Origin of the sequence: Leclercia sp. 1548 (genome assembly GCF_050435045.1) — a bacterium.
Lineage (GTDB): Bacteria > Pseudomonadota > Gammaproteobacteria > Enterobacterales > Enterobacteriaceae > Enterobacter > Enterobacter adecarboxylatus.
In genome coordinates, this window is the sequence record NZ_JBNDJP010000003.1 from 143018 (window position 1) to 168365 (window position 25348).

At 55.3% G+C, this 25348-nt stretch carries 21 protein-coding genes and 1 riboswitch; of the genes, 10 read left to right on the forward strand and 11 right to left on the reverse strand.

The features are described 5' to 3' along the window. Positions 1–157: 157 nt before the first annotated feature. Positions 158–1144: an aldo/keto reductase gene (locus tag ABIE02_RS10230; RefSeq protein WP_117386233.1), complete on the forward strand. Its 987-nt coding sequence runs from the start codon at positions 158–160 to the stop codon at positions 1142–1144. Positions 1145–1522: 378 nt separating this feature from the next. Beyond that, on the forward strand, positions 1523–2722 hold the full coding sequence (locus tag ABIE02_RS10235) for a multidrug effflux MFS transporter (RefSeq protein ID WP_164539867.1): 1200 nt from the start codon (positions 1523–1525) through the stop codon (positions 2720–2722). Here ABIE02_RS10235 and ABIE02_RS10240 read toward each other — a convergent pair. Continuing rightward, positions 2700–2969 carry an alanine racemase C-terminal domain-containing protein gene (locus ABIE02_RS10240; RefSeq protein ID WP_117386234.1) on the reverse strand — a complete coding sequence of 90 codons (270 nt, stop codon included), beginning with the start codon at positions 2967–2969 and terminating at the stop codon, positions 2700–2702. The genes ABIE02_RS10235 and ABIE02_RS10240 overlap by 23 nt on opposite strands. A gap of 185 nt (positions 2970–3154) precedes the next feature. Between ABIE02_RS10240 and ABIE02_RS10245 the strand changes: the two genes are divergently transcribed. Then, entirely contained in the window at positions 3155–3565 is a 411-nt protein-coding gene (locus ABIE02_RS10245) for an ester cyclase (RefSeq protein ID WP_117386323.1), read from the forward strand. Here ABIE02_RS10245 and ABIE02_RS10250 read toward each other — a convergent pair. The 4 genes from ABIE02_RS10250 to ABIE02_RS10265 form a co-directional block, all read right to left on the reverse strand. Continuing rightward, positions 3562–3996 carry a MarR family winged helix-turn-helix transcriptional regulator gene (locus ABIE02_RS10250; protein WP_117386235.1) on the reverse strand — a complete coding sequence of 145 codons (435 nt, stop codon included), beginning with the start codon at positions 3994–3996 and terminating at the stop codon, positions 3562–3564. The two genes, ABIE02_RS10245 and ABIE02_RS10250, sit on opposite strands and share 4 nt — an antisense overlap. A 198-nt stretch (positions 3997–4194) precedes the next feature. Continuing rightward, positions 4195–4821 (reverse strand): TetR/AcrR family transcriptional regulator, encoded by a 627-nt coding sequence (locus tag ABIE02_RS10255; protein WP_223263938.1) that lies wholly within the window; start codon positions 4819–4821, stop codon positions 4195–4197. Positions 4822–4937: 116 nt separating this feature from the next. Further along, positions 4938–6410, reverse strand: a complete 1473-nt coding sequence (locus ABIE02_RS10260; RefSeq protein WP_200142211.1) for an aldehyde dehydrogenase family protein — start codon at positions 6408–6410, stop codon at positions 4938–4940. 619 nt (positions 6411–7029) lie between these two features. Further along, positions 7030–7452 (reverse strand): MarR family winged helix-turn-helix transcriptional regulator, encoded by a 423-nt coding sequence (locus tag ABIE02_RS10265; RefSeq protein WP_032616499.1) that lies wholly within the window; start codon positions 7450–7452, stop codon positions 7030–7032. Positions 7453–8271: 819 nt separating this feature from the next. Here ABIE02_RS10265 and ABIE02_RS10270 point away from each other — a divergent pair. Next, positions 8272–9291 carry an alpha/beta hydrolase gene (locus ABIE02_RS10270; RefSeq protein ID WP_117386236.1) on the forward strand — a complete coding sequence of 340 codons (1020 nt, stop codon included), beginning with the start codon at positions 8272–8274 and terminating at the stop codon, positions 9289–9291. A 281-nt stretch (positions 9292–9572) separates the two neighbouring features. Here ABIE02_RS10270 and ABIE02_RS10275 read toward each other — a convergent pair whose 3' ends face one another. The 4 genes from ABIE02_RS10275 to sgrT form a co-directional block, all read right to left on the reverse strand. Next, a complete protein-coding gene (locus ABIE02_RS10275) occupies positions 9573–11498 on the reverse strand; it encodes an alkyl/aryl-sulfatase (protein WP_059308740.1) in 1926 nt (641 codons plus the stop codon). Positions 11499–11876: 378 nt separating this feature from the next. After that, positions 11877–13246 (reverse strand): IS3 family transposase gene (locus ABIE02_RS10280; protein WP_204231843.1). Its coding sequence is split into 2 segments (ribosomal slippage): positions 11877–12763 and positions 12763–13246, totalling 1371 coding nucleotides; the frame shifts between segments, so codons are not numbered across the junction. 164 nt (positions 13247–13410) lie between these two features. Further along, positions 13411–14616 (reverse strand): sugar efflux transporter, encoded by a 1206-nt coding sequence (locus ABIE02_RS10285; RefSeq protein WP_336994882.1) that lies wholly within the window; start codon positions 14614–14616, stop codon positions 13411–13413. A gap of 103 nt (positions 14617–14719) precedes the next feature. Beyond that, the gene (gene sgrT, locus ABIE02_RS10290; protein WP_077227149.1) at positions 14720–14872 is read right to left on the reverse strand and encodes a glucose uptake inhibitor SgrT; all 153 of its coding nucleotides are present in this window, start codon (positions 14870–14872) and stop codon (positions 14720–14722) included. A gap of 87 nt (positions 14873–14959) precedes the next feature. On the opposite strand from sgrT, the gene sgrR reads away from it, so the two are divergent. From sgrR to thiQ, 4 genes are all read left to right on the forward strand, one after another. Then, positions 14960–16615 (forward strand): HTH-type transcriptional regulator SgrR, encoded by a 1656-nt coding sequence (gene sgrR, locus ABIE02_RS10295; RefSeq protein ID WP_148568714.1) that lies wholly within the window; start codon positions 14960–14962, stop codon positions 16613–16615. Positions 16616–16651: 36 nt separating this feature from the next. Next, positions 16652–16751, forward strand: a riboswitch (TPP riboswitch). Between the two features lie 67 nt (positions 16752–16818). After that, positions 16819–17769: a thiamine ABC transporter substrate binding subunit gene (thiB, locus tag ABIE02_RS10300; protein WP_222128273.1), complete on the forward strand. Its 951-nt coding sequence runs from the start codon at positions 16819–16821 to the stop codon at positions 17767–17769. Then, a complete protein-coding gene (gene thiP, locus ABIE02_RS10305) occupies positions 17745–19355 on the forward strand; it encodes a thiamine/thiamine pyrophosphate ABC transporter permease ThiP (RefSeq protein WP_059308742.1) in 1611 nt (536 codons plus the stop codon). Before thiB ends, thiP begins: the two co-directional genes overlap by 25 nt. Beyond that, positions 19339–20034, forward strand: a complete 696-nt coding sequence (gene thiQ, locus ABIE02_RS10310; RefSeq protein WP_032616488.1) for a thiamine ABC transporter ATP-binding protein ThiQ — start codon at positions 19339–19341, stop codon at positions 20032–20034. Before thiP ends, thiQ begins: the two co-directional genes overlap by 17 nt. 6 nt (positions 20035–20040) lie before the next feature. Here thiQ and ABIE02_RS10315 read toward each other — a convergent pair whose 3' ends face one another. Together ABIE02_RS10315 and araC are read right to left on the reverse strand one after the other, a co-directional pair. Then, positions 20041–20808 (reverse strand): DedA family protein, encoded by a 768-nt coding sequence (locus ABIE02_RS10315; RefSeq protein ID WP_032616487.1) that lies wholly within the window; start codon positions 20806–20808, stop codon positions 20041–20043. A gap of 129 nt (positions 20809–20937) precedes the next feature. Next, on the reverse strand, positions 20938–21783 hold the full coding sequence (gene araC / locus ABIE02_RS10320) for an arabinose operon transcriptional regulator AraC (RefSeq protein ID WP_117386238.1): 846 nt from the start codon (positions 21781–21783) through the stop codon (positions 20938–20940). A 335-nt stretch (positions 21784–22118) separates the two neighbouring features. Between araC and araB the strand changes: the two genes are divergently transcribed. Together araB and araA are read left to right on the forward strand one after the other, a co-directional pair. After that, the gene (gene araB, locus ABIE02_RS10325) at positions 22119–23828 is read left to right on the forward strand and encodes a ribulokinase (protein WP_032616484.1); all 1710 of its coding nucleotides are present in this window, start codon (positions 22119–22121) and stop codon (positions 23826–23828) included. Between the two features lie 10 nt (positions 23829–23838). Further along, complete coding sequence (araA, locus tag ABIE02_RS10330; RefSeq protein WP_336994883.1) at positions 23839–25341, forward strand: L-arabinose isomerase; 1503 nt, start codon at positions 23839–23841, stop codon at positions 25339–25341. Positions 25342–25348: the final 7 nt, after the last annotated feature.

Sequence of the window (25348 nt, forward strand, 5' to 3'; positions counted from 1 at the left end):
TTATATGATGAACCTCATTAATCGTTTCAGTGAATCGGGCACATCTTTTAGCATAAGAATTCAGCCCAGGTAAACGCTAAGCTCTGTTATCACAGTCGTAAACGCAGGTGATTGAAGCCGACGCGTTCATTGCAGTTCAGCCAGTAAGGGATAACGTATGAAGAACAGAATTCTTGGTAAAACCGGTAAAAGCGTATCTGAAATTGGCTTCGGAGCCTGGGCTATCGGTGGAACGTGGGGGGAAGTCAGCCTGGAGGATGCGAAAGGCGCTTTGCACGCGGCACTGGACGCAGGTATGACCTTTATTGATACCGCTGACGTTTACGGTGACGGACGTTCTGAAAAAATCATTGCCGAGGTATTAAAAGATCGGGGCGGCGAACGTCCTTTTGTTGCGACTAAAATTGGCCGCCGTCTTTCCCCCCATGTAGCCTCGGGTTACACAGAAAAAAATCTCAACGAGTTTGTCGATCGCTCCCGCGATAATTTGCAAACAGAAACGCTGGACCTGGTTCAGCTGCACTGTCCGCCAACCGAAATTTATTACACGCCTGAAGTTTTCGCCGTTATGGATGAAATGATGAAGGCAGGAAAAATTCGCAGCTATGGGGTTTCTGTTGAAAAAGTGGAAGAGGGGCTTAAGGCACTTGAGTACCCGAACGTTTCATCCATTCAGCTGATATACAACATTTTCAGGCAGCGTCCTGCTGAGTTGTTGCTGCGTGAGGCCAGGCGCCGGGAGGTGGGGATCATTGCTCGCATCCCGCTGGCTTCAGGCCTGCTGACCGGCAAAATGAAAACGGACACAGTATTCTCAGCCGATGACCATCGATCTTTTAATCGTAATGGAGAGCAGTTTGATAAGGGGGAAACCTTTGCCGGTGTGCCTTTCGACGTTGCGCTCGATGCCGTGGAGGAAATACGACGCCTTGTACCTGGTGATATCACAATGGCCGCATTCGCCCTGCGCTGGATTCTCATGAATGAGGATGTTTCTGTCGTGATCCCTGGTGCCAAAAACAAGGCTCAGTCAGAGGCTAATGCGCAGGCAGGGAGTATTAATGCTCTTTCAGATGAAGTGATGACCGCCCTGCAGAAGATTTACCAACAAAAAATATCCCCATGGGTTCATCAGCGCTGGTAGATACCTATTTCAAATTTATACCGAAAACAGAAAGTTCAGCTGAGTGGTGTCTGCGGATGCAATACGTCACGGCCTGTTTTACGCTGAGCAAAAAATTGATCTGTCCCGGCTGAAACTTCTGTAGCTACAGGTCGCCACCGGACTTTGTGAAAAATTCAGCCCACAGGGCGGGACGCGATAGCCTGTTGGATCTTTTGACAGGCATTTATGAATAAGAAAAAGGTAACGGACTGGCTTGAGCTCATGAAGGACTGGGCGGTGCTCCGGGAAATTGTCATAGCCATAATGGCGATGATCCACGAGCTGACTTACCCTTTTCTTTTTCTGCGGTTGCGCTAACCTGTGCGGCTCGCTTTTATATGGATGCTGTCACGCACGATGCAAAAATTCACGCTTCTTTTACTCAGCCTGGTGCTTCTGGGTCCGCTGGGCATTGACCTCTACCTGCCTACCCTGCCAGACATTGCGCTGGGGCTGAACACGCCTGTGACCACGATCCAGACAACCATTCCCCTGTTTTTGCTGGTCATGGGTTTAGGTCAGATTGTTGCGGGTCCGTTGGTTGATAATTTTGGCCGTAAACCTGTAGCCATAACCGGGATCCTGCTTTATCTGATGGGCAGTATTCTGGCTGCCACTGCAACCGGCTGGCCGCAGTTCCTTAGCGCGCGTATTGTTCAGGGTTGCGCGGTTTGCTGTACCGCCGTGGTGGCGTTCAGCGGCGTGAGGGATCGTCTTGAGGGCGAGGAAGCGGCACGAGCCTACGGTTTTCTTAACGGTGCCCTGAATATTGTTCCGGCACTGGCACCGATGCTGGGTGGTTTCCTGGCCGGTGCGTTTGGCTGGCGTGCCCCCTTCTGGTTTCTTGCCAGTTATGTGCTGGTCATTGGCCTGATGATCCTGCGTTTCCTGCCTGAAACACGTCCGGCCGGAACGCTGGCAGTCAAGGCACTTCCGCTTGTCCAGTACGCCAGAATCCTGCGTGAACCCCGCTTCCTTGCTTTTACGTTTGCTAATGCGGGTGCAATGGGCATGGTGCTGACCTACGTGTCGCTGGCTCCGCAGGTGCTGATGACCGAAGGCAAACTCTCTGCCCTGCAGTTTTCCATAGCCTTTGGCGCTAATGGCTTCTGGATTATGCTGGGCAGCGTGCTGGTAAATAAAATCATCCGCAAACTGGGCCGCTCCATCTGTCTGGCTTTTGGTAGTCTGGCAATGGCCTGTGGTGCTGTGACGATGCTGGCAGGCATGGCCATCTTCCCGGCAGAGATGCAAACCAGCTGGGCGTTGTATATGTTCCCGGTGGCTATTTCGGTAGCCGGTCTGGCCTTTACGGTCGGCCCGGCAACCAGCTTTGCACTGGAACCTTATAAACAGCAGGCTGGCGTGGCTTCGGCCCTGGCGGGATTTATCCAGATGGCGGGCGGCTCCTCTGCCGGTTTACTGGCGATGGCTCTGCCGGTAAACGAGAAGCTTGCGCTGAGTGCGATGATGATTATGGGTGCCGTACTGGCAGCGCTGGCGTGGAAATGCAGCAGGAATGTGCACGGTACGCTTACCGCGCTGAAAACCAAATAACCCCGACCGGTACCCGCGGAGCAAGCGCACACGTCAGCTCATTACCAACGGTACCGGCAGCGTACGCATCATCATTAATCAGGACCTTTTTACCCCACAATTTCACCCTGTTGCCGATACCTGCCTGCTGGTAAGGGATCAAATCCACAGTAATTATATCCACTGAAACTGCCCCAGCCACCTGCGTTCCGGCCCCATCAGTCCAGACCGGAGGGACCTGTGGGCGCGTAGCGGGTATTCCTGCCAGAACAACCGATTCTTCGCTTTTTCTTCATCGCGGACATAATCCTCAAGGCAGGCCCGCTTTGTGCCAGAAACAAACTGAGAAAAACTCAGGTACGTCCTGAACATCTGACCGCACAACTTCACTATTCAAAGTGGGTCAGGATCTGCTTTAATATATACAGTTAAACTGTATATATGGGGGTTTTCATGTCTGAGCAAAATAAAATTGTCGTGCAACGCTTCAATCAGTACGTTATTGCCGAAGGCAGCCGCGAGGCATTTGACGTATTAGTGGCTGACCGTTTTATCAATCGATCCGCGCCGGAAGGCACTGCCGGCGATCGTGAAAGTCTGTGGCGTACCTTTGACCAGATCCTTCGCCCCGCGCTTACAGATTTGCAGGTCAATATAGAAGATCAGATTGCCGAACGAGACTGGGTCACCACGCGTAAAACGATAACGGGCAGGCATACAGGTGAACTGATGGGGGTCGCTCCAACCGGTAAAGCTGTCAACATTTCAGTGATAGATATGGTCCGGATTGCTGAAGGAAAATACGTAGAGCACTGGGGGCTAAACACACTGGCACAGGTGTTGAGTCAGCTAAAGCAGAACTAAAGGAGTTTGTGCAGTGCTGCCAGACCTTTCTGCAGATCCCCGCGTTCGGCTTCACTGAGCCGGGTATCTAACCGTGCCGCAATCCACTCAACTCGCTTTGCACGTGCGTCGGCCAGTAGGGCACGTGCATTTTCACTTAGTACAATCAGTTGTGCCCGCGCATCCTGCGGATTTTTTTGCCGCTGCACCAGACCCTGAAGCTCAAGTTCATTGATTACCAGACGCATGCTTTGATGTTTTACACCCCGCAGGCTGGCAAGTTCAGCGATAGAAAGCGCATGGTGCGTATCGAGCAGATCCAGGGTTTCATACTGGGATGTGCGAATTGTGCCGGTTGATATGCGTACATTTCGAATAAACGCGCTCACTATCTCGCGCAGTTCTTCGGCCAGTACTTCCGCTTCACTTGTCAAAGGAGGTTTTTCGTTCATTACGGGAGGTTAACCTACATTTAATTGGCATACAGGGGCATCTTAAAAAGGTGTGAAAGTTGGTTTAACGGACAGGCGGGGCTGTCATTTTGTGCCAGCAACGTGCATGTATTATCGTTATGCCAGGCTCCGGTATCGGCCGATAATTCAGCCCTGGTTAGCCTGGCGCCACCTTCATTTTCTCCCGTAGACAGGAAGTCAAAACTTCAGTTGAAGCGTATCGGCAAACTGGCGGTAATACAGCTCGATGAGTTTCTGTCCATTGTCCGGGGAGAACAGGTACAGGCGCATGAGGCCTTCAAAAACAAGGGACAGGCGCTCTGTCACTGCATGCGGATCGAGTCCGGCAGATATCTGGCCGCTGCTCTGGGCCGCGCGTATCCTGCTATGGACGCTGTCAATCAGGCCAGCTTCTGAATCACGAAGGAGTTCCGCAACATGTGTGTTACGCGCACCTTCACTGGCGATTTCAGCACGTAAAACCGCCACCGCGTGCCCCTCGGGTGTGAGGAAAATCTCTGCCAGCAACTCTTCAATCGCCTTGCGACTGAAATCAGTACTCCAGAAACGGCTTATCAGATTGTGATGCCGCTGCAGGTCGAGTTCAATAAGCGCCGTGATGAGGACGTCCTTGCTCGGAAAGTACTGGTAAATGTTCGCAACGCTGACCCCTGCAGCCGCACCAATCTCGGAAATAGATGAGGCGTGAAACCCGCGTTGTATAAAGCAGGTTCGGGCCCCGTTGAGGATCTGGGTCATGCGTTCTTCACGCGCATGCTCATTCACGGGACGCCCGCGCAGGGGCTTGTCTGCATCAGTTTTCATTTTCACATTTTATTCCATTCAGGTAACACAAGGACGACACCGGAGTAGTGTCGTCCTCAGTTTGCAGGTCAGGTCAGCCGCGCAGTGGACGAACTGGCGATACGAGGCGATAAACGTCAGAGTGACGCCGGCGTAGCCTCAACGCTCGCATAGACCTTGATTTCCTGAAACTGCTCAATCGCACGTGGCCCGCAGAGGACGCCGATACCACTTTGCTTGAAGCCGCTCTGTTCGAAGTGCTCGGACATAACGCCCCAGCAGTTTAGCCAGATATGACCGGCTTGAACAGACTTGCCAACTCTCCGGCCACGCGCCGTGTCGTCTGAGAACACCGACGCGGCGAGACCGAATTCGGTAGCGTTTGCGCGCATGATTGCATCAGCTTCGTCATCAAAAATCTCGAAAGTCTGGACCGGCCCGAAGACTTCAGACTGGATGACATCGGTGCTCAGGTCCTGTACTTCGATCAGGGTGGGGCGGTAGAACGCGCCTGAGGCCAGAGGGCCTTCATTTACGGGGCCGCCGCGCACCAGAATGTTTGCATACGATCCTGCAGCCGCGACCACGGCGTCAACGCGCTGAACACTGGCCTTGTCGATCAACGGGCCAAGCTGCGCCTGCGGGTCTTCGCTTTCGCCGAGCCGGACATTCTGATAAGCCTCGATCAGTGCAGCGCGCAACCGGTCGGCGATGCCACGCTGGGCCAGTACCCGTGAACCGGTACAGCAGAACTGACCATTCATCGCGACCAGTGCCATGACGATCTGCGGCACCACCACATCAAGGTTTGCATCATCAAATACGATCAGCGGCGCTTTGCCGCCCAGTTCCAGATTCAGACGTTTGAGCGTTCTGGCGCCGTTGGCGGCAATGAGGCGGCCTACTTTAGTGCTGCCGGTATAGCTGATCATGTTCACCAGAGGGGAGTCGACCAGCATGGAAGCGCCTGTACTCCCGGTTTCGGTGATCACATTCAGTACACCCGGTGGCAGCGATTTGACTGCAGCGATTGCACGGGAAAACAGGGCATTGGTAAGCGCGGTCTGGTGCGGCAGTTTCAGCACCACAGTACATCCGGCAGCCAGGGCGGGAGCGACAGCGCGCACTGACAGTATGATTGGTGAGTTCCATGGCGAAATAACGCCCACAACGCCAAGAGGTTCGGGATCGGAATGGAAATGCATTCCCGGAGCGGCTTCAAGGGCGCGCCCGCCGGTCTGCAGCAGTGCCGTGGCGGCACCATAACGCAGCCACTCCACCGTTAATGCCAGCTCCCACTGAGTCTGCGCCAGCAGCTTGCCCCCTTCGCGTGCCAGCTGGATTGCTATCTCGTCCACCCGTTTTGCGACCTCGTCGGCCAGTTCAAACAGGGCACGTGAGCGCAGGGAGCGATCTCTGGACCAGCTTGTCGTGTCAAAGGCAGTACGGGCGGCTTCGATCGCCTGACGTGCTTCGTCAGTGCCGATGTCCAGGTAGTTTCCCAGTGGCTGGCCTGTTGAAGGGCTTATCGCCTGTCTTATCGTGCCTCCGTTGTTCCAGTTACCGTTGATCCAGTTTCCTGCAGCTTCAGTCATATTCGGGTGTTCCATGATATTTCCTTTCCGGGTATCCCGCGGATTGAACGATGCAGACACGGTGCGGGTAATCCCTTGTCTGCCTAGTTGACGCCGAAGCTAAAAGCTGCCCGTTTGCGTCGCGACAAATATAAAAGTAAGTGATCATTTATATAAATGCAACGTTATTTTACAGCGCTCAGATATTATGGGATTAACACTGCTGGCGTGGACGGGACTCGTCCTGGCGAGGATAGATGGTCATGGAACGAATACGCATCGCCCTGGGGCGGCAGCTCAAATCTTTTGCCGCCCGGTACAGATGGGCTGTAACTGCCCCAAATGTGAATCTTTGAGTAAGCGAAATTTTTACTAGGTTCAAACGAGGAAATCATGCTCAAAAAGAGCATGCATTCTGCGAGTACAAGGCTTAAATCCGGCCGGGGATCCCGAATTTCCGTCCCATTCATGACGGGGAATCAGGATGCATCCTTCACCCCGCCGCTCATAACATTTTTGACACTGCTCCGGCCATCGCTGTTGCTCTGCGTCAGAGCAATTCCCTCCGGGAAAAATGGACGGCTGCCGCAATCTTCTGGTGTACCGCTGAATTGCCGGACTGTGCTTCCCGTCCATGCCACACCGGCACTAAGCCTTACAAGTCTTTCAGCAGACTAGCCGACAGTTGCCGAAGCAGATTTAACTCTTCATCGTTCATCTGCATGGTACATCTCATCTTACCAGGCAGATCCAGCAGAGCCTCTTTCATCTCATTCGCCTTTTCAGTAAGAACGACATTTTTCATCCTTTCATCTCCGGCGACAGCCATCCTTTTCAGAAACCCCTTCGCCTCAAGTTTTTGTACAAGCGGCGTCAGCGTTCCCGAGTCAAATAATGTCTTCTGGCCAAGCGCCCGTAACGGGATATTGTCCTGCTCGTAAAGGGCCATAAGCACGACAAACTGTGGGTAGGTCAGGTCAAACTCTTTCAGCAAGGGCCGATACTGGCGGATTAGCGCGTTTGTTACCGAATACAAAGAAAAGCATAGCTTTTCCTCTAAGATGCTGTTTTTTTGCATTTAATTTTCTCCATGCAAACACACCAGAATTGTTTAAATAATATTTGCTATAAAGAATATTGCATGCAAGTTAAATTCGCAAAAGTTAAATGCCGGTAACAAGGCGATGCGCATAATTTTACCAAGACCGGTCATAAAAGCCGGGTCAGGTGTCCTGAATTTTGCCTTATTTGCATTCTCCCTGTGGCATTTTCCGAACAACCGGTTTGTTTTCTGCTCAGCAGCGAGGGCCGGGCATTTCTTTGAATACCGTGATTATCTCATGCTTACTGACCCCTTCTCATGAACGCCAGCGACGTCATTCACATAACACCCGAAAAAAGCACATAAAAAATCATTGTATTTATATAAGTGATCGTTTACTTTTATATTCAACGTAAACGAGAGACCACTCGCTCAGACGTCAGCCAGGCAGACAAGGGATTACCTGCCCCGGGTCTGTGTCGGTTAATACGCCACATGTTTTGAGGAGAGATAGCAAGGAACGTCGGGATTCCAACGAAACTGCGCAGAACCGTATTGACGGTGGTCAGCCCCAGGTCCGGCCAGCCGCAGGGCAGTTAGCAGAACACTGGCTGTGGCCGGAGACGGCTGGCAGAGCATATCAGTAGCTGAATCCAGTGATCAGAATGGATTCTCTTCTAATCAACTGTTTTAAAAGACTTAAATAATGCAAAGCCAGAATGTCCAGAAAAGATGAACAAATAAAGTTTGACTGAAATAATATTGCGTGCAAGCATTATGCATACAAGATTAATGCCGGAACAACCGGCGCCCAACTGAATAATACAATCAACACACATCTAAAGAGGCTTAATCATGAAAACCGTATCAGCTGTCCTGACTTCTGCTCTTTTCGCATCCGCCACCGCTGTGGCGTCCGAAAAACCAGTCAACCTCCCTGCCCCCACAGCCGGCGTGCAGGCATTTCTCAACGTGCTGAACTCCGGTGACGGGAAGCCCATGGAACAAATGACCCCGCAGGAGGCCCGTCAGGTACTGATCGGGGCACAGAAGGGCGTTACGCTGCCATCTGCGCAGGTTGCAGAAAAAATCATCACGGTAAACGGGCAATCCATAAAACTGAAAATCGTGAAACCGGACAACGCGACCGGCACCCTTCCTGTATTCATGTTCTTCCATGGCGGCGGCTGGGTGCTGGGAGATTTCCCGACCCATGAACGTCTGATCCGCGACCTGGTTCGTTCATCCGGCGCTGCGGCGGTATATGTGGACTACACGCCGTCACCGGAGGCCCACTTCCCTGTCGCGATTAACCAGGCGTATGAAGCAACCAAATGGGTGGCTGAACACGGTCAGGAAATTGGCGTCGATGGCAGCCGTCTGGGCCTGGTCGGTAACAGCGTAGGGGGAAATATGGTGGCCTCTGTGGCGCTGCAGGCTAAACAGTTTAACGGGCCGAAGATCCGTTATAACGTGATGCTGTGGCCGGTAACGGATGCGAATTTTGACAGCACATCCTATAACCAGTATGAAAACGGCTATTTCCTGACGAAAAACATGATGAAATGGTTCTGGGATAACTACACCACTAACGTGTCAGACCGTAATAATATTCTTGCCTCGCCACTGCGTGCCACCACTGAACAGCTGAAAGGTTTCCCGCAAACCTTAATCCAGACAGCAGAACTGGATGTTCTGCGTGACGAAGGTGAAGCGTTCGGTCGCAAGCTGGATGCCGCCGGCGTGCCTGTGACCGTGACACGCTATAACGGCATGATCCACGACTACGGGCTGCTGAACCCGTTAAGTCAGGAGCCCACCGTCAGAACCGCGCTGGAGCAGGCGGGCGCAGCGCTGCAGAACCACCTGAAATAATATCCGCATAAGGTATAAACAGCGCGGCCAGAGGCCGTGCTGTTTTGTATGAACCTGGCGCCTGTCTTCGCTAATTCCGGCTGAAAAACCGCTACCGGGCAAACCCGGTTACGCAGCCATGTTATCTTTGCTTTAAGTCCCCGCCTCCATCTTGATATCTGAATTCTGCTTTTCGCTCATAGTCGACCTGTAACACCGTGAATATGTCCGCCTGGTGCCAGTAGCGGACGTTACTGGTATTAATTCCCCGCAGGCTAAAGTGAAGCCTGCAGGGATATAACTTACGGTGTCACGATATTGAACCAGAACTCAAATTTATCCATATATCCCAGCATGGCATCAAGTTTTGTCCCGTCACCGGTCACTTTCACCGCGCCGTTCTCCTCGGCCTGTTTCAGTGTGGTTTCCTTGAGGATGATTTTGTTCAGGGTGTCGCGATTCAGGGTAATGGTGGCGTCAGCATCGGTCGCTTCGGCGTTGGCGGTGTGGTTCAGCACTCCGTTTTCCAGCTCAAGCTTGTACTTACCGCCGTCGCTGCCAAGATCGATGTTAAACACCGATTTCGCCGTCCCGGCCTTCTCGCCGTTGATGTGCACCGCCAGATAGTCGAAGAACATCTCTGGAGTCATCGCCCGCACCGTATCCGGGCTGGCGGTGTTAGGGGTCGGGCCTTTCACCACGCCGTTACGCAGTTCCTGTGCGCCGGTGAGGTAGAAGTTACGCCACGGGCCCGATTCGGCCTGATAACCCAGTTGCTCCAGCGCGTCCGCCTCCAGGTTGCGGGCCGCCTGGTTGTTTGGATCGGCAAACACCACTTTGCTCACCACCTGCGCCACCCAGCGATAGTTACCCTGGTCGAAGTCGGTTTTGGCCTTCTGCAGAATGGCGTCCGCGCCGCCCATGTAGTCAACGAATTTCTTCGCGGCCTCTTCCGGCGGCAGTTCATCCAGGGTGGCCGGGTTGCCGTCAAACCAGCCGAGATACAGCACGTAGGTGGCTTTCACGTCGTGGCTCACCGAGCCGTAGTAACCCCGGTTGGCCCAGGTGTGCGCCAGCGAATCCGGCAGTTTAAAGTTGGCGGCGATTTCGTCCCGGGTCAGGCCCTGGTTCGCCATGCGCAGGGTCTGGTCGTTGATGTAACGGTACAGGTCGCGCTGGCTCTTCAGCAGTTTATTGACGTTTTCATTGCCCCAGGTCGGCCAGTGGTGCTGGGCCATCAGGATCTCGGCTTTATCACCCCAGCGCACAATGGCTTCGTTGATGTATTTCGACCACGGCAGCGGCTCGCGGATTTTGGCACCGCGCAGGGAGTAGGTGTTATGCAGGGTATGGGTCACGTCCTCGGCGGATTCAATCAGTTTTTTCTCTTCGATATACCAGAGCATTTCAGAGGGCGCTTCTGAGCCTGGTGCCAACATAAAGTCATAGGTCAGACCGTCGATGGTCTCTTTTTGACCATCCTTTTCGATGATATTGGTTGGGGCAAGCAGGGTAACGGTCCCGGCGGAGGTGGTGGTACCCAGCCCGGCACCGACCAGGCCTTTGGCATCCGGTTTCAGAAGGTTGCCGTACATATAGCTCGCGCGACGGCTCATCACGTTCCCGGCCATAATGTTTTCTGCCACCGCTGCTTCCATAAAGCCGGCCGGGGCATAGATTTTCACCTTACCGGCCTTGACGTCGGCCTCATTCACCACGCCGCGCACGCCGCCGTAGTGGTCAACGTGGCTGTGGGTGTAGATCACCGCCACCACCGGTTTCTGGCCGCGGTTTTTAAAGTAGAGATCCATCCCGACTTTTGCCGTTTCCGCCGAGACCAGCGGGTCGACCACGGTCACGCCGGTGGCGCCTTCAATAATGGTCATGTTCGACAGGTCGAGGTTACGGATCTGATACACCCCGTCCGTCACCTCAAACAGGCCGCTGATATTAATCAACTGCGCCTGCCGCCATAAGCTGGGGTTGACGGTATCCGGCGCTTTATCGCCCTCTTTAATAAAAGCGTACTGCTGCGGATCCCAGACTACGTTGCCCTGTTCGCCTTTGATTACCTCTGCGGGGAGTGCGGCGATAAAGCCTTTGTGGGCATCGGTAAAGTCGGTGTTATCGGAGAAAGGCAGCTGGCTGAACAGGGCGTTATTGGCCTGTTGTGTGGCGGCGGCAGCCTCTTTCGGTGCTTCTGCTGCGAGTGCGCTGGCTGAAAAAATTTAAAGAAATAGAATTAACGGCGGGGAACATGAATAAATATAACCAGGCAAGCATATTCAGCAAGTGAGCAAATAAAACAACCAATTGAATTTTAAGAGGCATAGTTTTGCAAAATCAATGCCCTGTAATGTTTGCAAGTAACATTTAACCTTCTGATGAGCAGAGTCGGCCATCGCTCACAGCATATCTCTAACACCAGGCGGATTTCCGCTTGTCGCTCATAGCGGACCTATACCCTATTCATTTCAGATATTGAGCAGGCTTGATAACTGGATGATATCCTTAACACTATCATCAAAAATGTAAAAATCCTGCGCAAGCTGATTACGCCTTATCATAATTTTATTTATGATGCTTCCTTGATGAAAATCACCATATCAAATTCGTAGCGGATAGGTTTTCAGGCGATATTCAACCGGGCTGAGGCCGTTAAATTTAAGGCTGATTCGCCGGGTGTTGTAGTAATGAATGTACTCCTCAAGAACGATCTTCAGTTCGTCAACATCGTTGAATTTACGGGTGTAAAAGCATTCAGATTTTAAGGTCCCGAAAAAGCATTCTGCACAGGCATTATCCAGACAGTTTCCTTTACGGGACATGCTTTGCAAAACCCCAAACTCACGCAACTGATACTGATACCATCGATGCCGGTATTGCCAGCCCTGATCTGAATGAAGTACTGGTTTGCTGTTTGCCTCCATTCTGGCAAATGCCTTAATCAACATGTCGTCAATCATCGGCATGGTTGGGCGTTCCGAAATACTGTATGAAATGACTTCGTTATTGAAGAGATCGATGATCGGAGAAAGATAGAGTTTCCGGCCATTGACAGCAAACTCGGTGACGTCTGTGACCCATTTTTCATTAGGCCGGCTGGCTTTGAAGTTTCGTTGCATGATATTGGCAGCAGCACTTCCCCGTTCGCCACGCCATGAGGTGTAACGCTTTACTTTGATAGCTGCTTTAAGGTCAAGAGCATTCATCAGGCGCTGGACCGCTTTGTGGTTGATCACGCCCCCCTCTCTTCTGAGCGCCAGCGTTATCCGTCGATAACCATATCGACCCTGGTTTTCATCATATATCTCACTGATTCGACGATTTATTGCATCGTATTTTCCAGGAGACTTAAGTGCCTTAAGATGATAGTAAAACGTGCTTCTGGGTATCCGGGCAATACTCAGCAGCTGGTCAAGCGGATAATGCTGCCTTAGTTCGTCAACAACGAGAACCTTATCTCTTACCGAACTAAGGCTTTCAGCTTTTGTAGATAAACTATCCGTAATTCCAGACGTTTGACCTTCCTTTCCAGCTCATGAATCCGTTGCTCTTTTGATCGTTCCTCTGCGGCTTCAATAAGTTCAGGGTGTTCAGCCATGTAAGATACCCTTTTTGTGCCTACCTTGAGTGCTCGAAGCCCTTCTTCACCATGCTCATTGAACACTTTTACCCATTTGGCGACAGATGATGCACCAGCAACATTGAATTTAGTCGCGGCCTGGGTAAGGGAGATCTGTCCGGAAAGCACGGCTTTCACAGCTTCAATTCTGATTTCAGGATCGATGGATACGCCCTTATCTCTGGGCTTTAATCCCTCTTCACCATAAGCATCATAGGCTGCAACCCAGATTCTTACCTGGGTTCTGGGAACGTTGAAACGGGCTGAAGTTAACCGATAGCCTTCATCGCCAGCAAGATAGTGCATAACGACTGCAAGGCGTTCTTCGAGGGTATATTTACGTCCGGGCATAGGACTCTCCAGTTTGAGAGTCCAACTAAATGGGTGCAGTGCACATCAACGTTATGTTGAGTGGGGCTTTCTTCTGTTTACCCTTCCAGCAATGCTTCAGGCAAACAGCCTCAAGCACCCGCGTGAACTCTATTCGTATTCCGTCCTGCTGTCAGAATCGGCCGTCATTTCGTGAAGCCGCCTTCCAGAATTTCACTCTCTTTTACCCGCCAGGTCAGCACCAACGCCACCAGCGAGATGGCTGCAATCACCCAGTACACCACGGCATGACCATAGCTTTGCACCAGCGCTCCCTGAATAATCCCCGCCAGAATCACGCCGGTTGAAATACTGTTGGTAAACAGCGTAGTGGCTGAACCTGCCCGCCCCGGCATCAAATCCTGGAACCAGAGCATGCCAATCCCGGCGACGATGCCGATAAAGACCGCGTTAAACAGCTGCAGGGCAAGTAACGCTTCATGGCTGTGAAAGAGGATCAGCCCAAAGTAGAACAGCACGCCCGACGCCACCGCAATCACCATCATCCGCCGCTTACCAAAGTATTTGACGTAGTAGCCAGCAAGAATCATTGCCGGGATCTCCAGCCCGGCGGCGGTACCCATTAAGATCCCGGCCAGCTTATCCGGTAAGCCCAGATCGCTGCTGATCCACAGGGGCATGTCGATGATGTACATGGTGTTGCAGGTCCACATCAGGGTGGAGGCGATAAACAGCCGGCGGACGTTTTTGTCTTTCCAGCCGCTGATCTGCGTCACCGGTACGGCACTCGCTGACTCCACCCGGGAAACCGACGGCAGCGCGAAGGCTATCAGCCCCAGACTGATAGCAAAAATGGCCGCCGCAATAGAAAACATGACGGTAAAGCCATAGTTAAGCGCCAGCATAAAGGCCAGCGGCGGGCCGATAACCCACGCCAGCGACAGCTGAGCACGCATTACCGAGCTGAACATCACCACTTCACGCGCCGAGCTGTCGGCATATTCCCGCGCGAGGGCAAACAGCTGCGGCATGGCGGTATTGGCCAGCGAAGCCAGCAGTACGCCGCAGGTCAATAAGGTCAGGTAGTGACGGTTAAAGGCAAACAGCAGCGCGTTACAAATCGCCATCGCGCAGCAAAAGAGGATCAGCTTGCGGCGATCGCCCTGGCTGTCCGATCGTTTCGCCAGCCACAGACTGACCAGGATCCCGGCGACGGCATTGACGGTGTAAAAAATCCCTACCCAGAATGGCTGGGCGCCCACCTCACGGCTCAGGAACAGGCTCAGGGTCGGGGCTTGCAGCGCACCGGCGATGCCCATCATAAAAGCCACCACTAAAAAGGCGGCATAAACACCGTTCAGACGGCGTCCCATCGTCATTAACCAGAGCATTAACTGTTCCCTTTAGCGCAAGTGAAAACGAAAAAAGCCAGCAGATAATACCTGCTGGCGTGGTGATTCGCACCAATACTCAGTCACACATGATCGAAGCCATTCAGCGTTCCGAGGTCGACGGTGTCACCTCCCACTGCATCAGATCTTCCAGTATTTTCAGCTGCTGTTCTGCACACCGGCGGGCCAGCCAGGACACTCCCTTTGTCGCTGAGAAGTACTGTCGGTAAAACTGACGGGTGGTAGACCTCTTCATATTCACCTCCTCGCTTCATCGAAGTGAATTATTGGCTTAATATAGGGATTAATAAATTGCTGATTTTTTGTCAGGAGTTCCCCTTTTATGCCCTCTGGTCGTCTGCAACAACAATTCATTCGCCTGTGGCAGTGCTGTGACGGCCAGGCTCAGGTCACCACGCTCAGCGAGCTGGCCGAGTTACTCAGCTGTTCGCGCCGCCATATGCGCACCCTGCTGAACACCATGCAGCATCAGGGTTGGCTGAGCTGGGAAGCCGAAGCCGGGCGCGGCAAGCGTTCCCGCCTCACCTTTCTCTACACTGGCCTCGCACTGCAGCAGCAGCGGGCAGAAGATTTGCTGGAGCAGGATCGCATCGATCAACTGGTGCAGCTGGTAGGTGATAAGGCTGCGGTACGCCAGATGCTGGTCTCCCATCTGGGCCGCAGCTTCCGCCAGGGCAGACACATCCTGCGGGTACTCTATTATCGTCCGATGAAAAACTTGTTGCCGGGCAGCGCATTACGGCGCTCCGAAACCCATATGGCACGCCAGATCTTCAGCGGGCTGATGCGCATAAATGAGGAAAATGGGGAACTCGAAGCCGATATTGCCCACCACTGGCAGCAACTTTCTCCGTTGCACTGGCGCTTTTTCTTGCGGCCAGGCATCCATTTTCACCACGGACGCGAGCTGGAGATGGCCGACGTCATTGCCACTTTGCAACGCGCCCGCGAGCTACCCCTCTATTCACACATTACCCGGGTCGAGTCCCCTACCGCCTGGACCCTGGATATCCATCTCTCGCAGCCTGACCGCTGGCTCCCCTGGCTGTTGGGGTATGTGCCGTCGATGATCCTGCCGCGCGAGTGGGAATCGATGCACAACTTTGCCAGCCTGCCGGTGGGTACCGGGCCGTATGCCGTATCGCGTAATAATAATAACCAGTTGAAGATCCGCGCCTTCGATGACTACTTTGGTTACCGGGCGCTGATTGACGAGGTGAACGTCTGGGTCTTGCCGGATATCAACGAAGAGCTGAGCGTCGGCCTGACGCTGGAGGGCCCGACCGAGGGAGAAAAGGCAGTGGAAAGTCGGCTCGAAGAGGGCTGTTACTATCTGCTGTTCGACGCCCGCTCCCATCGCGGCGCCAGCGCAGAAGTGCGTCAGTGGGTAAGCCAGATCCTCTCCCCGGCCAATCTGATCTATAAGGCCGAGGAGGTCTATCAGTCCTACTGGTTCCCGGCCTATGGCCTGCTGCCACGCTGGCATCACGCCCGCCCGGGACGCGGCGACAAACCGGCCGGACTGGAGAGCCTCACCCTCACCTTCTACCGCGAGCATATTGAACATCGGGTGATCGCCAGAATGATGAGTGAACTACTGGCCGCCGAGCAGGTGACGCTGAATATTCAGGAGGTCAGCTATGAGGAGTGGCATCGCGGCGAGGCGGTGAGCGACATCTGGCTCAACAGCGTCAATTTCACCCTGCCGCTCGACTTCTCGCTGTTCTCGCATCTGTATGAAGTCCCGCTCCTGCAACACTGCATTCCCCGCGACTGGCAGCAGGACGCCGCCCAGTGGCGCGCAGGCGAGATGAACCTTGCCGCCTGGTGCCAGCAGTTGCTGTCCCAGCAGGCGATTGTCCCGCTGATCCACCACTGGCTGATGATCCAGGGGCAGCGCAGTATGCGCGGCTTACGCATGAATACCCTGGGCTGGTTTGACTTTAAATCCGCGTGGTTTGCCCCACCGGAACCATAATACTTTCGTAATATTCACCAAATCATTACAATACCGCCGTTCTCAACGGGGTGCTACGTGCAAGCGTGTGCTGAGAAAATACCCGTCGAACCTGATCCGGATAACGCCGGCGAAGGGATTTGAGGCTGTCGCTCAAAATCCTTTGCCACTCTCAAATACAGAGGTGCAAAGTGTTCAAAACTGTTCTTTCCCTGCTGGCGCTGATGGCGCTGCCTGCCGTTGCCAGCCCTGTCCTGACGGTCTACACCTACGACTCATTCGCCGCCGACTGGGGTCCAGGCCCGGCGGTCAAAAAAGCCTTTGAAGCCGACTGCAACTGCGAGCTGAAATTCGTGGCGCTGGAAGATGGCGTCTCGCTGCTGAATCGCCTGCGTATGGAAGGTAAGAACAGCAAAGCCGACGTGGTGCTGGGTCTCGATAACAACCTGCTGGAAGCGGCAACGCAAACCGGGTTGTTCGCCAAAAGCGGCGTGGCGACCGATGCGGTTAACATCCCTGGCGGCTGGAAGAACGACACCTTTGTGCCTTTCGATTACGGCTATTTCGCCTTCGTGTATGACAAAAACAAGCTAAAAAACCCGCCGAAAAGCCTGAAAGAGCTGGTGGAAAGCGATCAGAAATGGCGTGTGATCTACGAAGATCCACGCACCAGCACGCCGGGGCTGGGTCTGCTGCTGTGGATGCAAAAAGTGTACGGCGATAAGACCCCGGAAGCCTGGCAGAAGCTGGCCGCCAAAACCGTCACCGTCACCAAAGGCTGGAGCGAAGCCTACGGCCTGTTCCTGAAAGGGGAAAGCGACCTGGTGCTGAGCTACACCACCTCTCCGGCGTATCACATTATTTCGGAGAAAAAAGAGAACTACGCTGCTGCCGATTTTGCTGAAGGCCACTACCTGCAGGTGGAAGTTGCCGCCCGCACCGCCGCCAGCAAACAGCCGGAACTGGCAAGCAAGTTCCTGAAATTTATGGTCTCGCCGTCGTTCCAGAATGCGATCCCGACCGGCAACTGGATGTATCCGGTAACTGACGTCGCCTTACCGGCCGGTTTCGACACGCTGGTGAAACCGCAAACCGCGCTGGAATACTCCCCGCAGGAAGTGGCCGGGAAACGTGCTGCCTGGGTCAGTGAATGGCAACGCGCCGTCAGCCGCTGATCGCCGGCTGGTTACTCCCGGGGCTGATAGCCGCCATCTTAATGGTCGCCGTCGCCCTGGGCGCATTTTTGGCGCTGTGGTTTAACGCGCCAGCCACTGACGTGACGGCGCTGCTGCACGATAGCTATCTGTGGCACGTCATCCGCTTCTCTTTCTGGCAGGCGTTTCTTTCTGCCCTGCTCTCCGTCGTGCCCGCCATATTTCTTGCTCGCGCCCTCTACCGCCGTCGCTTCCCCGGACGGCAGGCGCTGCTGCGCCTGTGCGCCATGACGCTGATCCTGCCGGTGCTGGTGGCGATATTTGGCATTCTTAGCGTCTATGGCCGTCAGGGCTGGCTTGCCGCCCTCTGCCAGGCGCTCGGGCTGGAGTGGACCTTCTCGCCTTATGGCCTGCAGGGCATCCTGCTGGCGCACGTCTTTTTCAATATGCCAATGGCGACGCGGCTGCTCCTGCAGGCGCTGGAGAATATCCCGGGCGAGCAGCGTCAGCTCGCCGCCCAGCTCGGGATGCGCGGCTGGTTCTTTTTCCGCTTCGTTGAATGGCCGTGGCTGCGCCGACAAATTCCGCCGGTGGCCGCGCTGATTTTTATGCTCTGCTTTGCCAGCTTTGCCACGGTGCTTTCGCTGGGCGGCGGGCCGCAGGCCACCACCATTGAGCTTGCCATCTATCAGGCCCTGAGCTACGACTACGATCCGGGCCGCGCGGCGCTACTGGCGATGGTGCAGATGATCTGCTGCCTGGGGCTGGTGATGCTGAGTCAGCGGCTGGGTAAAGCTATCGCCGTGGGCAGCAACCAGCTGGCTGGCTGGCGCGATCCGCAGGACAGCCTGCGCAGCCGCCTGACCGATGGCTTGCTTATCACTCTGGCCCTGCTGCTGTTGCTCCCGCCGTTGCTGGCGGTAGTGGTGGATGGCCTGAATCTTAACCTGCTGTCGGTGCTGCAACAGCCGGTGCTGTGGCAAGCGCTCGGCACCTCGCTGCGTATTGCGCTGGGGGCCGGTCTACTCTGCGTGCTATTAACCATGATGCTGCTGTGGACCAGCCGCGAGCTGTATGCCCGTCAGGCTACAGTAGCCGGACAAGCGTTGGATCTCAGCGGGATGCTGATCCTGGCGATGCCCGGTATCGTGCTGGCGAGCGGTTTCTTCCTGCTGTTTAACAGCACCGTCGGCCTGCCCGAGTCGGCGGATGGTATCGTCATTTTTACCAACGCATTAATGGCCATTCCGTATGCGCTGAAGGTACTGGAAAACCCGATGCGGGATCTTGCCGCCCGCTATACCCTGCTCTGCGACTCGCTGGGAATGCACGGCTGGCAGCGGCTGAAGGTGGTTGAGTTGCGCGCCCTGAAACGCCCGCTGGCGCAAGCGCTGGCCTTTGCCTGCGTACTGTCGATTGGTGATTTTGGCGTGGTGGCGCTGTTTGGCAATGATGATTTCCGCACCCTGCCATTCTGGCTGTACCAGCAGATCGGCTCGTATCGCAGCCAGGACGGTGCCGTCACGGCGCTGCTGCTGCTGTTACTGTGCTTTGCGTTATTTACCGTTATTGAGAAACTTCCGGGGCGTGATGCTAACACTCACTGATGTCACCTGGCTTTATCAACACCTGCCGATGCGTTTCACCCTGTCCGTGCGTCAGGGCGAACTGATTGCCGTGCTCGGCCCCAGCGGCGCAGGGAAAAGCACGCTCCTCAATCTGGTGGCCGGTTTTCTGCAACCGGCGAATGGCCGTATCACCATTGAGGGTCAGGACCATACCCATACGCCGCCCGCTGCGCGCCCGGTGTCGATGCTGTTTCAGGAAAACAATCTTTTCACCCATCTGACCGTGCGCCAGAACATCGGCCTCGGCATGCATCCGGGACTCAGGCTGAACGCCGGACAGCAGCAGAAGCTGAGTGATATCGCAGCGCAAATGGGGATTGGCGATCTGCTGGCACGGCTGCCGGGCGAGCTATCGGGAGGCCAGCGTCAGCGCGTCGCCCTTGCCCGCTGCCTGGTACGTGAGCAGCCAATCCTGCTGCTGGATGAGCCCTTTTCCGCGCTCGACCCGGCGTTACGCCAGGAGATGCTGCTGCTGGTCAAAGAGGTGTGTGAACGCCAGGGCCTGACGATGCTGATGGTGTCGCACAGCGTGGAAGATGCGGTCAGAATCGCTCCGCGGTCTGTGGTGATTGCCGATGGCCGTATCGCCTGGGATGGCGATACGGAACAGTTAGCGAGCGGAAAAGCCAGCGCGTCGCGCCTGCTGGGGATCCACTGACGGCGGTCAGCGGCTCACCACCTTCAATAAGATCTCGCCGTAAACCGGCATCAGCGGGTGGCGGAGCAGCACCACCAGCGCCGCCACAGCGATACCCAGGGTGACGGGGGCCAGCCAGAACAAGCGCCCACGCGGCAGGTAATGGCTCAGACGATCGGCAGACGCTTTTTTGCTGCGCCACAGCCGCCAGCAGAGCCATGCGGCCAGCCACAGCAGCAGCGCGGTCGCCAGCAGCAGCCACTTAAAGCCGCCGCTCTGCATCCCGGCAGGAATATCAATGGCCGCCCCGGCAAGAATACCCGGCAGAAAATAGATTGGGGGCCAGAACAGGCAACCCAGCAGATTCGGGATAATGAACTTGGCGACCGGCAGATCCAGCATTCCCGCCACCATCGGCACCAGCGGACGCGTCGGCCCGACAAAGCGCCCGACCAGAATGGTAAACATGCTGTGCTGGTGCAGGGCATGCTCGGTTTTATCGAGCAGCGCTTTGTTCTTCTTCATGAACGACCAGCGGTGGAGCGGTTTTTTAAAGCGCCAGCCCAGCCAGAATGAGATCCAGTCCCCGAGCAGACAGCCGACGATCCCCGCCAGCCACGCCTGCCAGAAGTTCACCTCGCCGCTGCCGATCAGGGCACCCAGCCCGCTCATCATCACCGTGCCGGGTAAAATCAGTCCGACCAGCGCCAGAGATTCAAGAAAAGCCACTAACGCCACAGCGATGAGCGAATAAGTAACGGACTGGGTAATGAAATGTTCCAGCAATGCCTGCATAACAGTTCCGGTCAGGTGACGAAGCAGGGATTCTGCGAAGAGAGGCCTGCTTCGTCAAGACAACAATTGTCTGAATAGTTTACCGGGTGTGAACGACATTCAGCGAATATGTTTAGTTTTATTTACCTTCTATTCACAGCCTGCACGGAATTCGCTCGGGCTGGCACCGGTGCATTTCTTGAACACGCGAGAAAAATAGAGTTGATCCTCAAAGCCCACATTGCGCCCGACAGTGGCAATGGGCATCCGGGTGGTACTGAGTAACAGCTTGGCCTGGCTGATGCGCTGATCCTCTCGCCAGCTCAGCACGCTCACCCCTAACTGCTGGCGAAACAGGTGCGAGAGACGCGAAGGCGACAGGCAGACATGCTGGGCTACGCTTGCGATATCAAACTGGCTATCTGCCAGATGATCGCTGATGTACTGGCAGGCTTCGCGCACCCGGTGATCCAGCGGCGGGTTAAGCGATTCGTTGATCGCCTCCATCCGGCGCAGCAGAAGCTGCTCCAGCAGGTTGATTGCCAGCAGCTCGGCGTAGCGTCCTCCGGCCTGCCCAGCCTCGATGATCTGGGCAAAGAGCTCACGAAACTGTGGCTGATGGATCTCATCAGGACGATAAAAACCGGTATGGGCAAACATGGATGGCCAGGCCAGCCACTCATGCCAGTAGGCGCGGGGGCGGAAATAGACCCACTGGTGATACCACTCGCGGGCATCGGGATGGCGGCCATAGTGATGAATTTCGCCCGGAGGGAAGAGCAAAATATCCCCCGGACGGCAGACGAAGGTCTGATCGTTATTCTTGATCACCCCTTCCCCGCGTACGGTCAGGTTGAGGATATACCCCTTCATCCCCAGCGGTCGGTCAACGTAAAAATCGAGATAACCGTCCGCCTCAATGGGCGTCAGCCCCGCCACCAGATGGGCGTTAAATGAGTAGCCCGGCAGCAGGGGATCACTTTGTGTCTCAGCCATATTTTCAGTACTCCTGACGGTCCTGAAGGAAACCATTTGTCCATATCAACAAAAGCGGCATAAAAACCGGCCATCCAAAGCACAAAAAGGTATCAGGCTGCTTTTATGTCCACCATCATAACGCTTCCGTTGCGATTTAACCGTAACATCGAGCGGGTCGGCAGTAACAAAAGTGTCTATAACTACGGCAGAAATGTCCACATCCATTATTTGCACGGCGTCACACTTTCCCATGCCACAGCAAAATCATCCATAAGATTAGCGGATCCTGCCTGACGATTTTCCCCCTCACTCTCTAATGTTCATTCATATCTGTTTTTTGATGGAGCAACACCATGGCAATTGCGATTGGCCTCGATTTTGGCAGTGACTCAGTACGCGCCCTGGCAGTGGAGTGCACAACGGGTCAGGAGATAGCGACCAGCGTTGAGTGGTATCCGCGCTGGCAAGAGGGGCGCTTCTGTGATGCGCCGAACAATCAGTTCCGCCACCACCCGCGCGACTATATCGAGTCGATGGAAGCGGCGATCAAAACCGTGTTGGCTGAATTAAGCGAGGCACAGCGCAGCCAGATTGTTGGCATTGGCGTAGACAGCACCGGTTCCACCCCGGCCCCCATTGACGCCGACGGCCATGTGCTGGCGCTGCGCCCGGAGTTTGCCGACAACCCGAACGCCATGTTCGTGCTGTGGAAAGACCATACCGCGGTGGAAGAAGCCGAGGCCATCACCCGTTTGTGCCATCAGCCGGGCAAAAGCGACTACTCCCGCTACATCGGCGGCATTTATTCCAGCGAATGGTTCTGGGCGAAGATCCTGCACGTCACCCGTCAGGATCAGCGCGTCGCCGAGGCGGCGGTGTCATGGATTGAGCTGTGCGACTGGGTTCCGGCCCTGCTCTCCGGCACGACGCGCCCGCAGGATATCCGTCGCGGCCGCTGCAGCGCCGGGCATAAATCCCTCTGGCATGAGAGCTGGGGCGGTCTGCCGCCTGCCGCCTTCTTTGACGAACTCGATCCAATCATTAACCAGAATCTCGACTACCCGTTGTTTACCGATACCTGGACTGCCGACATCCCGGTGGGCACCCTCTGCGCCGAGTGGGCGGAACGCCTGGGCCTGCCGCAGCACGTAGCCATCTCCGGCGGTGCATTTGACTGCCATATGGGTGCGGTCGGTGCTGGTGCCCAGCCGAATACGCTGGTGAAAGTGATCGGCACCTCCACCTGCGACATTCTGACGGCAGATAAAGCCAGCGTCGGCGACCGCGCCGTGAAGGGTATCTGCGGACAGGTGGACGGTAGCGTAGTGCCTGACTTTATCGGCCTCGAAGCAGGTCAGTCTGCCTTCGGGGATATTTACGCCTGGTTTGGCCGCGTGCTGGGCTGGCCGCTGGATCAGCTGGCGGCTGCGCATCCCGAGCTGAAAACCCAGATCGACGCCAGCAAGAAACAGCTCCTGCCACAGTTGACTGACGCCTGGGCCAAAAACCCGTCGCTCGACCATCTTCCGGTGGTGCTCGACTGGTTTAACGGTCGCCGTACGCCGAATGCCAACCAGCGTCTGAAAGGGGTCATTACCGATCTGAACCTCGCCACCGACGCCCCGGCACTGTTTGGTGGGCTGGTGGCGGCCACCGCTTTTGGCGCACGCGCCATTATGGAGTGCTTCACCGAACAGGGGATTGCCGTCAACGAGGTGATGGCGCTGGGCGGTATCGCCCGTAAGAACCCGGTGATCATGCAGGCCTGTTGTGACGTATTGAATCGTCCGCTGCAGATTGTCGCCTCCGATCAGTGCTGCGCTCTGGGCGCGGCAATCTTCGCAGCGGTAGCCGCGGGGGTACATGCGGATATCCCGACGGCGCAGCAGTACATGGCGAGCCAGGTAGAAAGCACCCTGCAGCCACGCCCACAGCAGGCGCAACGTTTTGAGCAACTTTATCAGCGCTACCAGCAGTGGGCGAAGAGCGCTGAACAGCACTATCTCCCTGTCGCCGCCCCGGTTAAGAACATCCCGGAATCTACGGCAACCCTGACACATTAAGGACACGATAATGACGATTTTTAATAATTATGAAGTGTGGTTTGTGATTGGTAGTCAGCATCTTTACGGGCCGGAAGCCCTGCGCCAGGTGACTCAGCATGCAGAACATGTCGTTAACGCCCTGAATGCGGAAGCAAAACTACCGTGCAAACTGGTGCTGAAGCCGCTGGGTACCTCGCCGGATGAAATTACCCATATCTGCCGCGACGCCAACTACGAGGACAAATGCGCTGGGCTGGTGGTGTGGCTGCATACCTTCTCCCCGGCCAAGATGTGGATCAACGGCCTCGCGATCCTCAACAAACCGCTGCTGCAGTTCCATACCCAGTTCAACGCGGCGCTGCCATGGGACAGCATCGACATGGACTTTATGAACCTGAACCAGACCGCGCACGGCGGCCGCGAGTTCGGCTTTATCGGTGCACGTATGCGCCAGCAACATGCCGTCGTAACCGGCCACTGGCAGGACAAACAAGCTCACCAGCGCATTGGCTCGTGGATGCGCCAGGCGGTATCGAAGCAGGATACCCGCCAGCTGAAAGTGGCACGCTTCGGTGACAACATGCGCGAAGTGGCCGTCACCGACGGCGACAAAGTGGCCGCGCAGATTAAATTTGGTTTCTCCGTCAATACCTGGGCCGTGGGCGACCTGGTGCAGGTTGTCAACGACGTCAGCGAGGGCGACGTCAACGCGCTGGTGGATGAATATGAAAGCAGCTACCGCCTGACGGCGGCGGCGCAGGTGAATGGTGATAAACGCCAGAACGTGCTGGATGCAGCCCGTATTGAGCTGGGTATGAAGCGCTTCCTGGAACAGGGCGGCTTCCATGCTTTTACCACTACCTTTGAAGACCTTCACGGCCTGAAGCAGTTGCCAGGCCTGGCGGTACAACGTCTGATGCAGCAGGGCTACGGCTTTGCCGGCGAAGGCGACTGGAAAACTGCCGCTCTGCTACGCATCATGAAAGTGATGTCGACCGGTCTGCAGGGCGGCACCTCCTTTATGGAGGATTACACCTACCACTTCGAAAACGGCAACGATCTGGTGCTGGGTTCCCACATGCTGGAAGTCTGCCCGTCGATCGCGGTGGATGAAAAACCGATCCTCGACGTTCAACACCTCGGCATCGGTGGCAAAGCCGATCCGGCGCGTCTGATCTTCAACACACGTACCGGCCCGGCGATTAACGCCAGCCTGATCGATCTGGGGGATCGTTTCCGCCTGCTGGTCAACTGCGTTGACGCTGTGGAAACGCCGCACTCCCTGCCAAAACTGCCGGTGGCTAACGCCCTGTGGAAAGCCCAGCCGGATCTGGCGACAGCATCTGAAGCCTGGATTGTGGCGGGTGGCGCGCACCATACCGTCTTCAGCCATGCGCTGGATCTGAACGATATGCGTCAGTTCGCGGAGCTGCATGATATCGAGCTGGCCGTCATTGATAACGACACCCGCATGCCGGCGTTCAAAGACGCACTGCGCTGGAACGAAGTCTATTACGGTTCAAAACGTTAACAGGGGA

Coding starts and splice junctions, on each gene's coding strand:
- ABIE02_RS10230 (WP_117386233.1), top strand. CDS start 158: ATGAAGAACAGAATTCTTGGTAAAACCGGTAAAAGCGTATCTGAAATT.
- ABIE02_RS10235 (WP_164539867.1), top strand. CDS start 1,523: ATGCAAAAATTCACGCTTCTTTTACTCAGCCTGGTGCTTCTGGGTCCG.
- ABIE02_RS10245 (WP_117386323.1), top strand. CDS start 3,155: ATGTCTGAGCAAAATAAAATTGTCGTGCAACGCTTCAATCAGTACGTT.
- ABIE02_RS10250 (WP_117386235.1), bottom strand. CDS start 3,996: ATGAACGAAAAACCTCCTTTGACAAGTGAAGCGGAAGTACTGGCCGAA.
- ABIE02_RS10255 (WP_223263938.1), bottom strand. CDS start 4,821: ATGAAAACTGATGCAGACAAGCCCCTGCGCGGGCGTCCCGTGAATGAG.
- ABIE02_RS10260 (WP_200142211.1), bottom strand. CDS start 6,410: ATGGAACACCCGAATATGACTGAAGCTGCAGGAAACTGGATCAACGGT.
- ABIE02_RS10265 (WP_032616499.1), bottom strand. CDS start 7,452: ATGCAAAAAAACAGCATCTTAGAGGAAAAGCTATGCTTTTCTTTGTAT.
- ABIE02_RS10270 (WP_117386236.1), top strand. CDS start 8,272: ATGAAAACCGTATCAGCTGTCCTGACTTCTGCTCTTTTCGCATCCGCC.
- ABIE02_RS10285 (WP_336994882.1), bottom strand. CDS start 14,616: ATGCTCTGGTTAATGACGATGGGACGCCGTCTGAACGGTGTTTATGCC.
- sgrT (WP_077227149.1), bottom strand. CDS start 14,872: ATGAAGAGGTCTACCACCCGTCAGTTTTACCGACAGTACTTCTCAGCG.
- sgrR (WP_148568714.1), top strand. CDS start 14,960: ATGCCCTCTGGTCGTCTGCAACAACAATTCATTCGCCTGTGGCAGTGC.
- thiB (WP_222128273.1), top strand. CDS start 16,819: ATGGCGCTGCCTGCCGTTGCCAGCCCTGTCCTGACGGTCTACACCTAC.
- thiP (WP_059308742.1), top strand. CDS start 17,745: ATGGCAACGCGCCGTCAGCCGCTGATCGCCGGCTGGTTACTCCCGGGG.
- thiQ (WP_032616488.1), top strand. CDS start 19,339: ATGCTAACACTCACTGATGTCACCTGGCTTTATCAACACCTGCCGATG.
- ABIE02_RS10315 (WP_032616487.1), bottom strand. CDS start 20,808: ATGCAGGCATTGCTGGAACATTTCATTACCCAGTCCGTTACTTATTCG.
- araC (WP_117386238.1), bottom strand. CDS start 21,783: ATGGCTGAGACACAAAGTGATCCCCTGCTGCCGGGCTACTCATTTAAC.
- araB (WP_032616484.1), top strand. CDS start 22,119: ATGGCAATTGCGATTGGCCTCGATTTTGGCAGTGACTCAGTACGCGCC.
- araA (WP_336994883.1), top strand. CDS start 23,839: ATGACGATTTTTAATAATTATGAAGTGTGGTTTGTGATTGGTAGTCAG.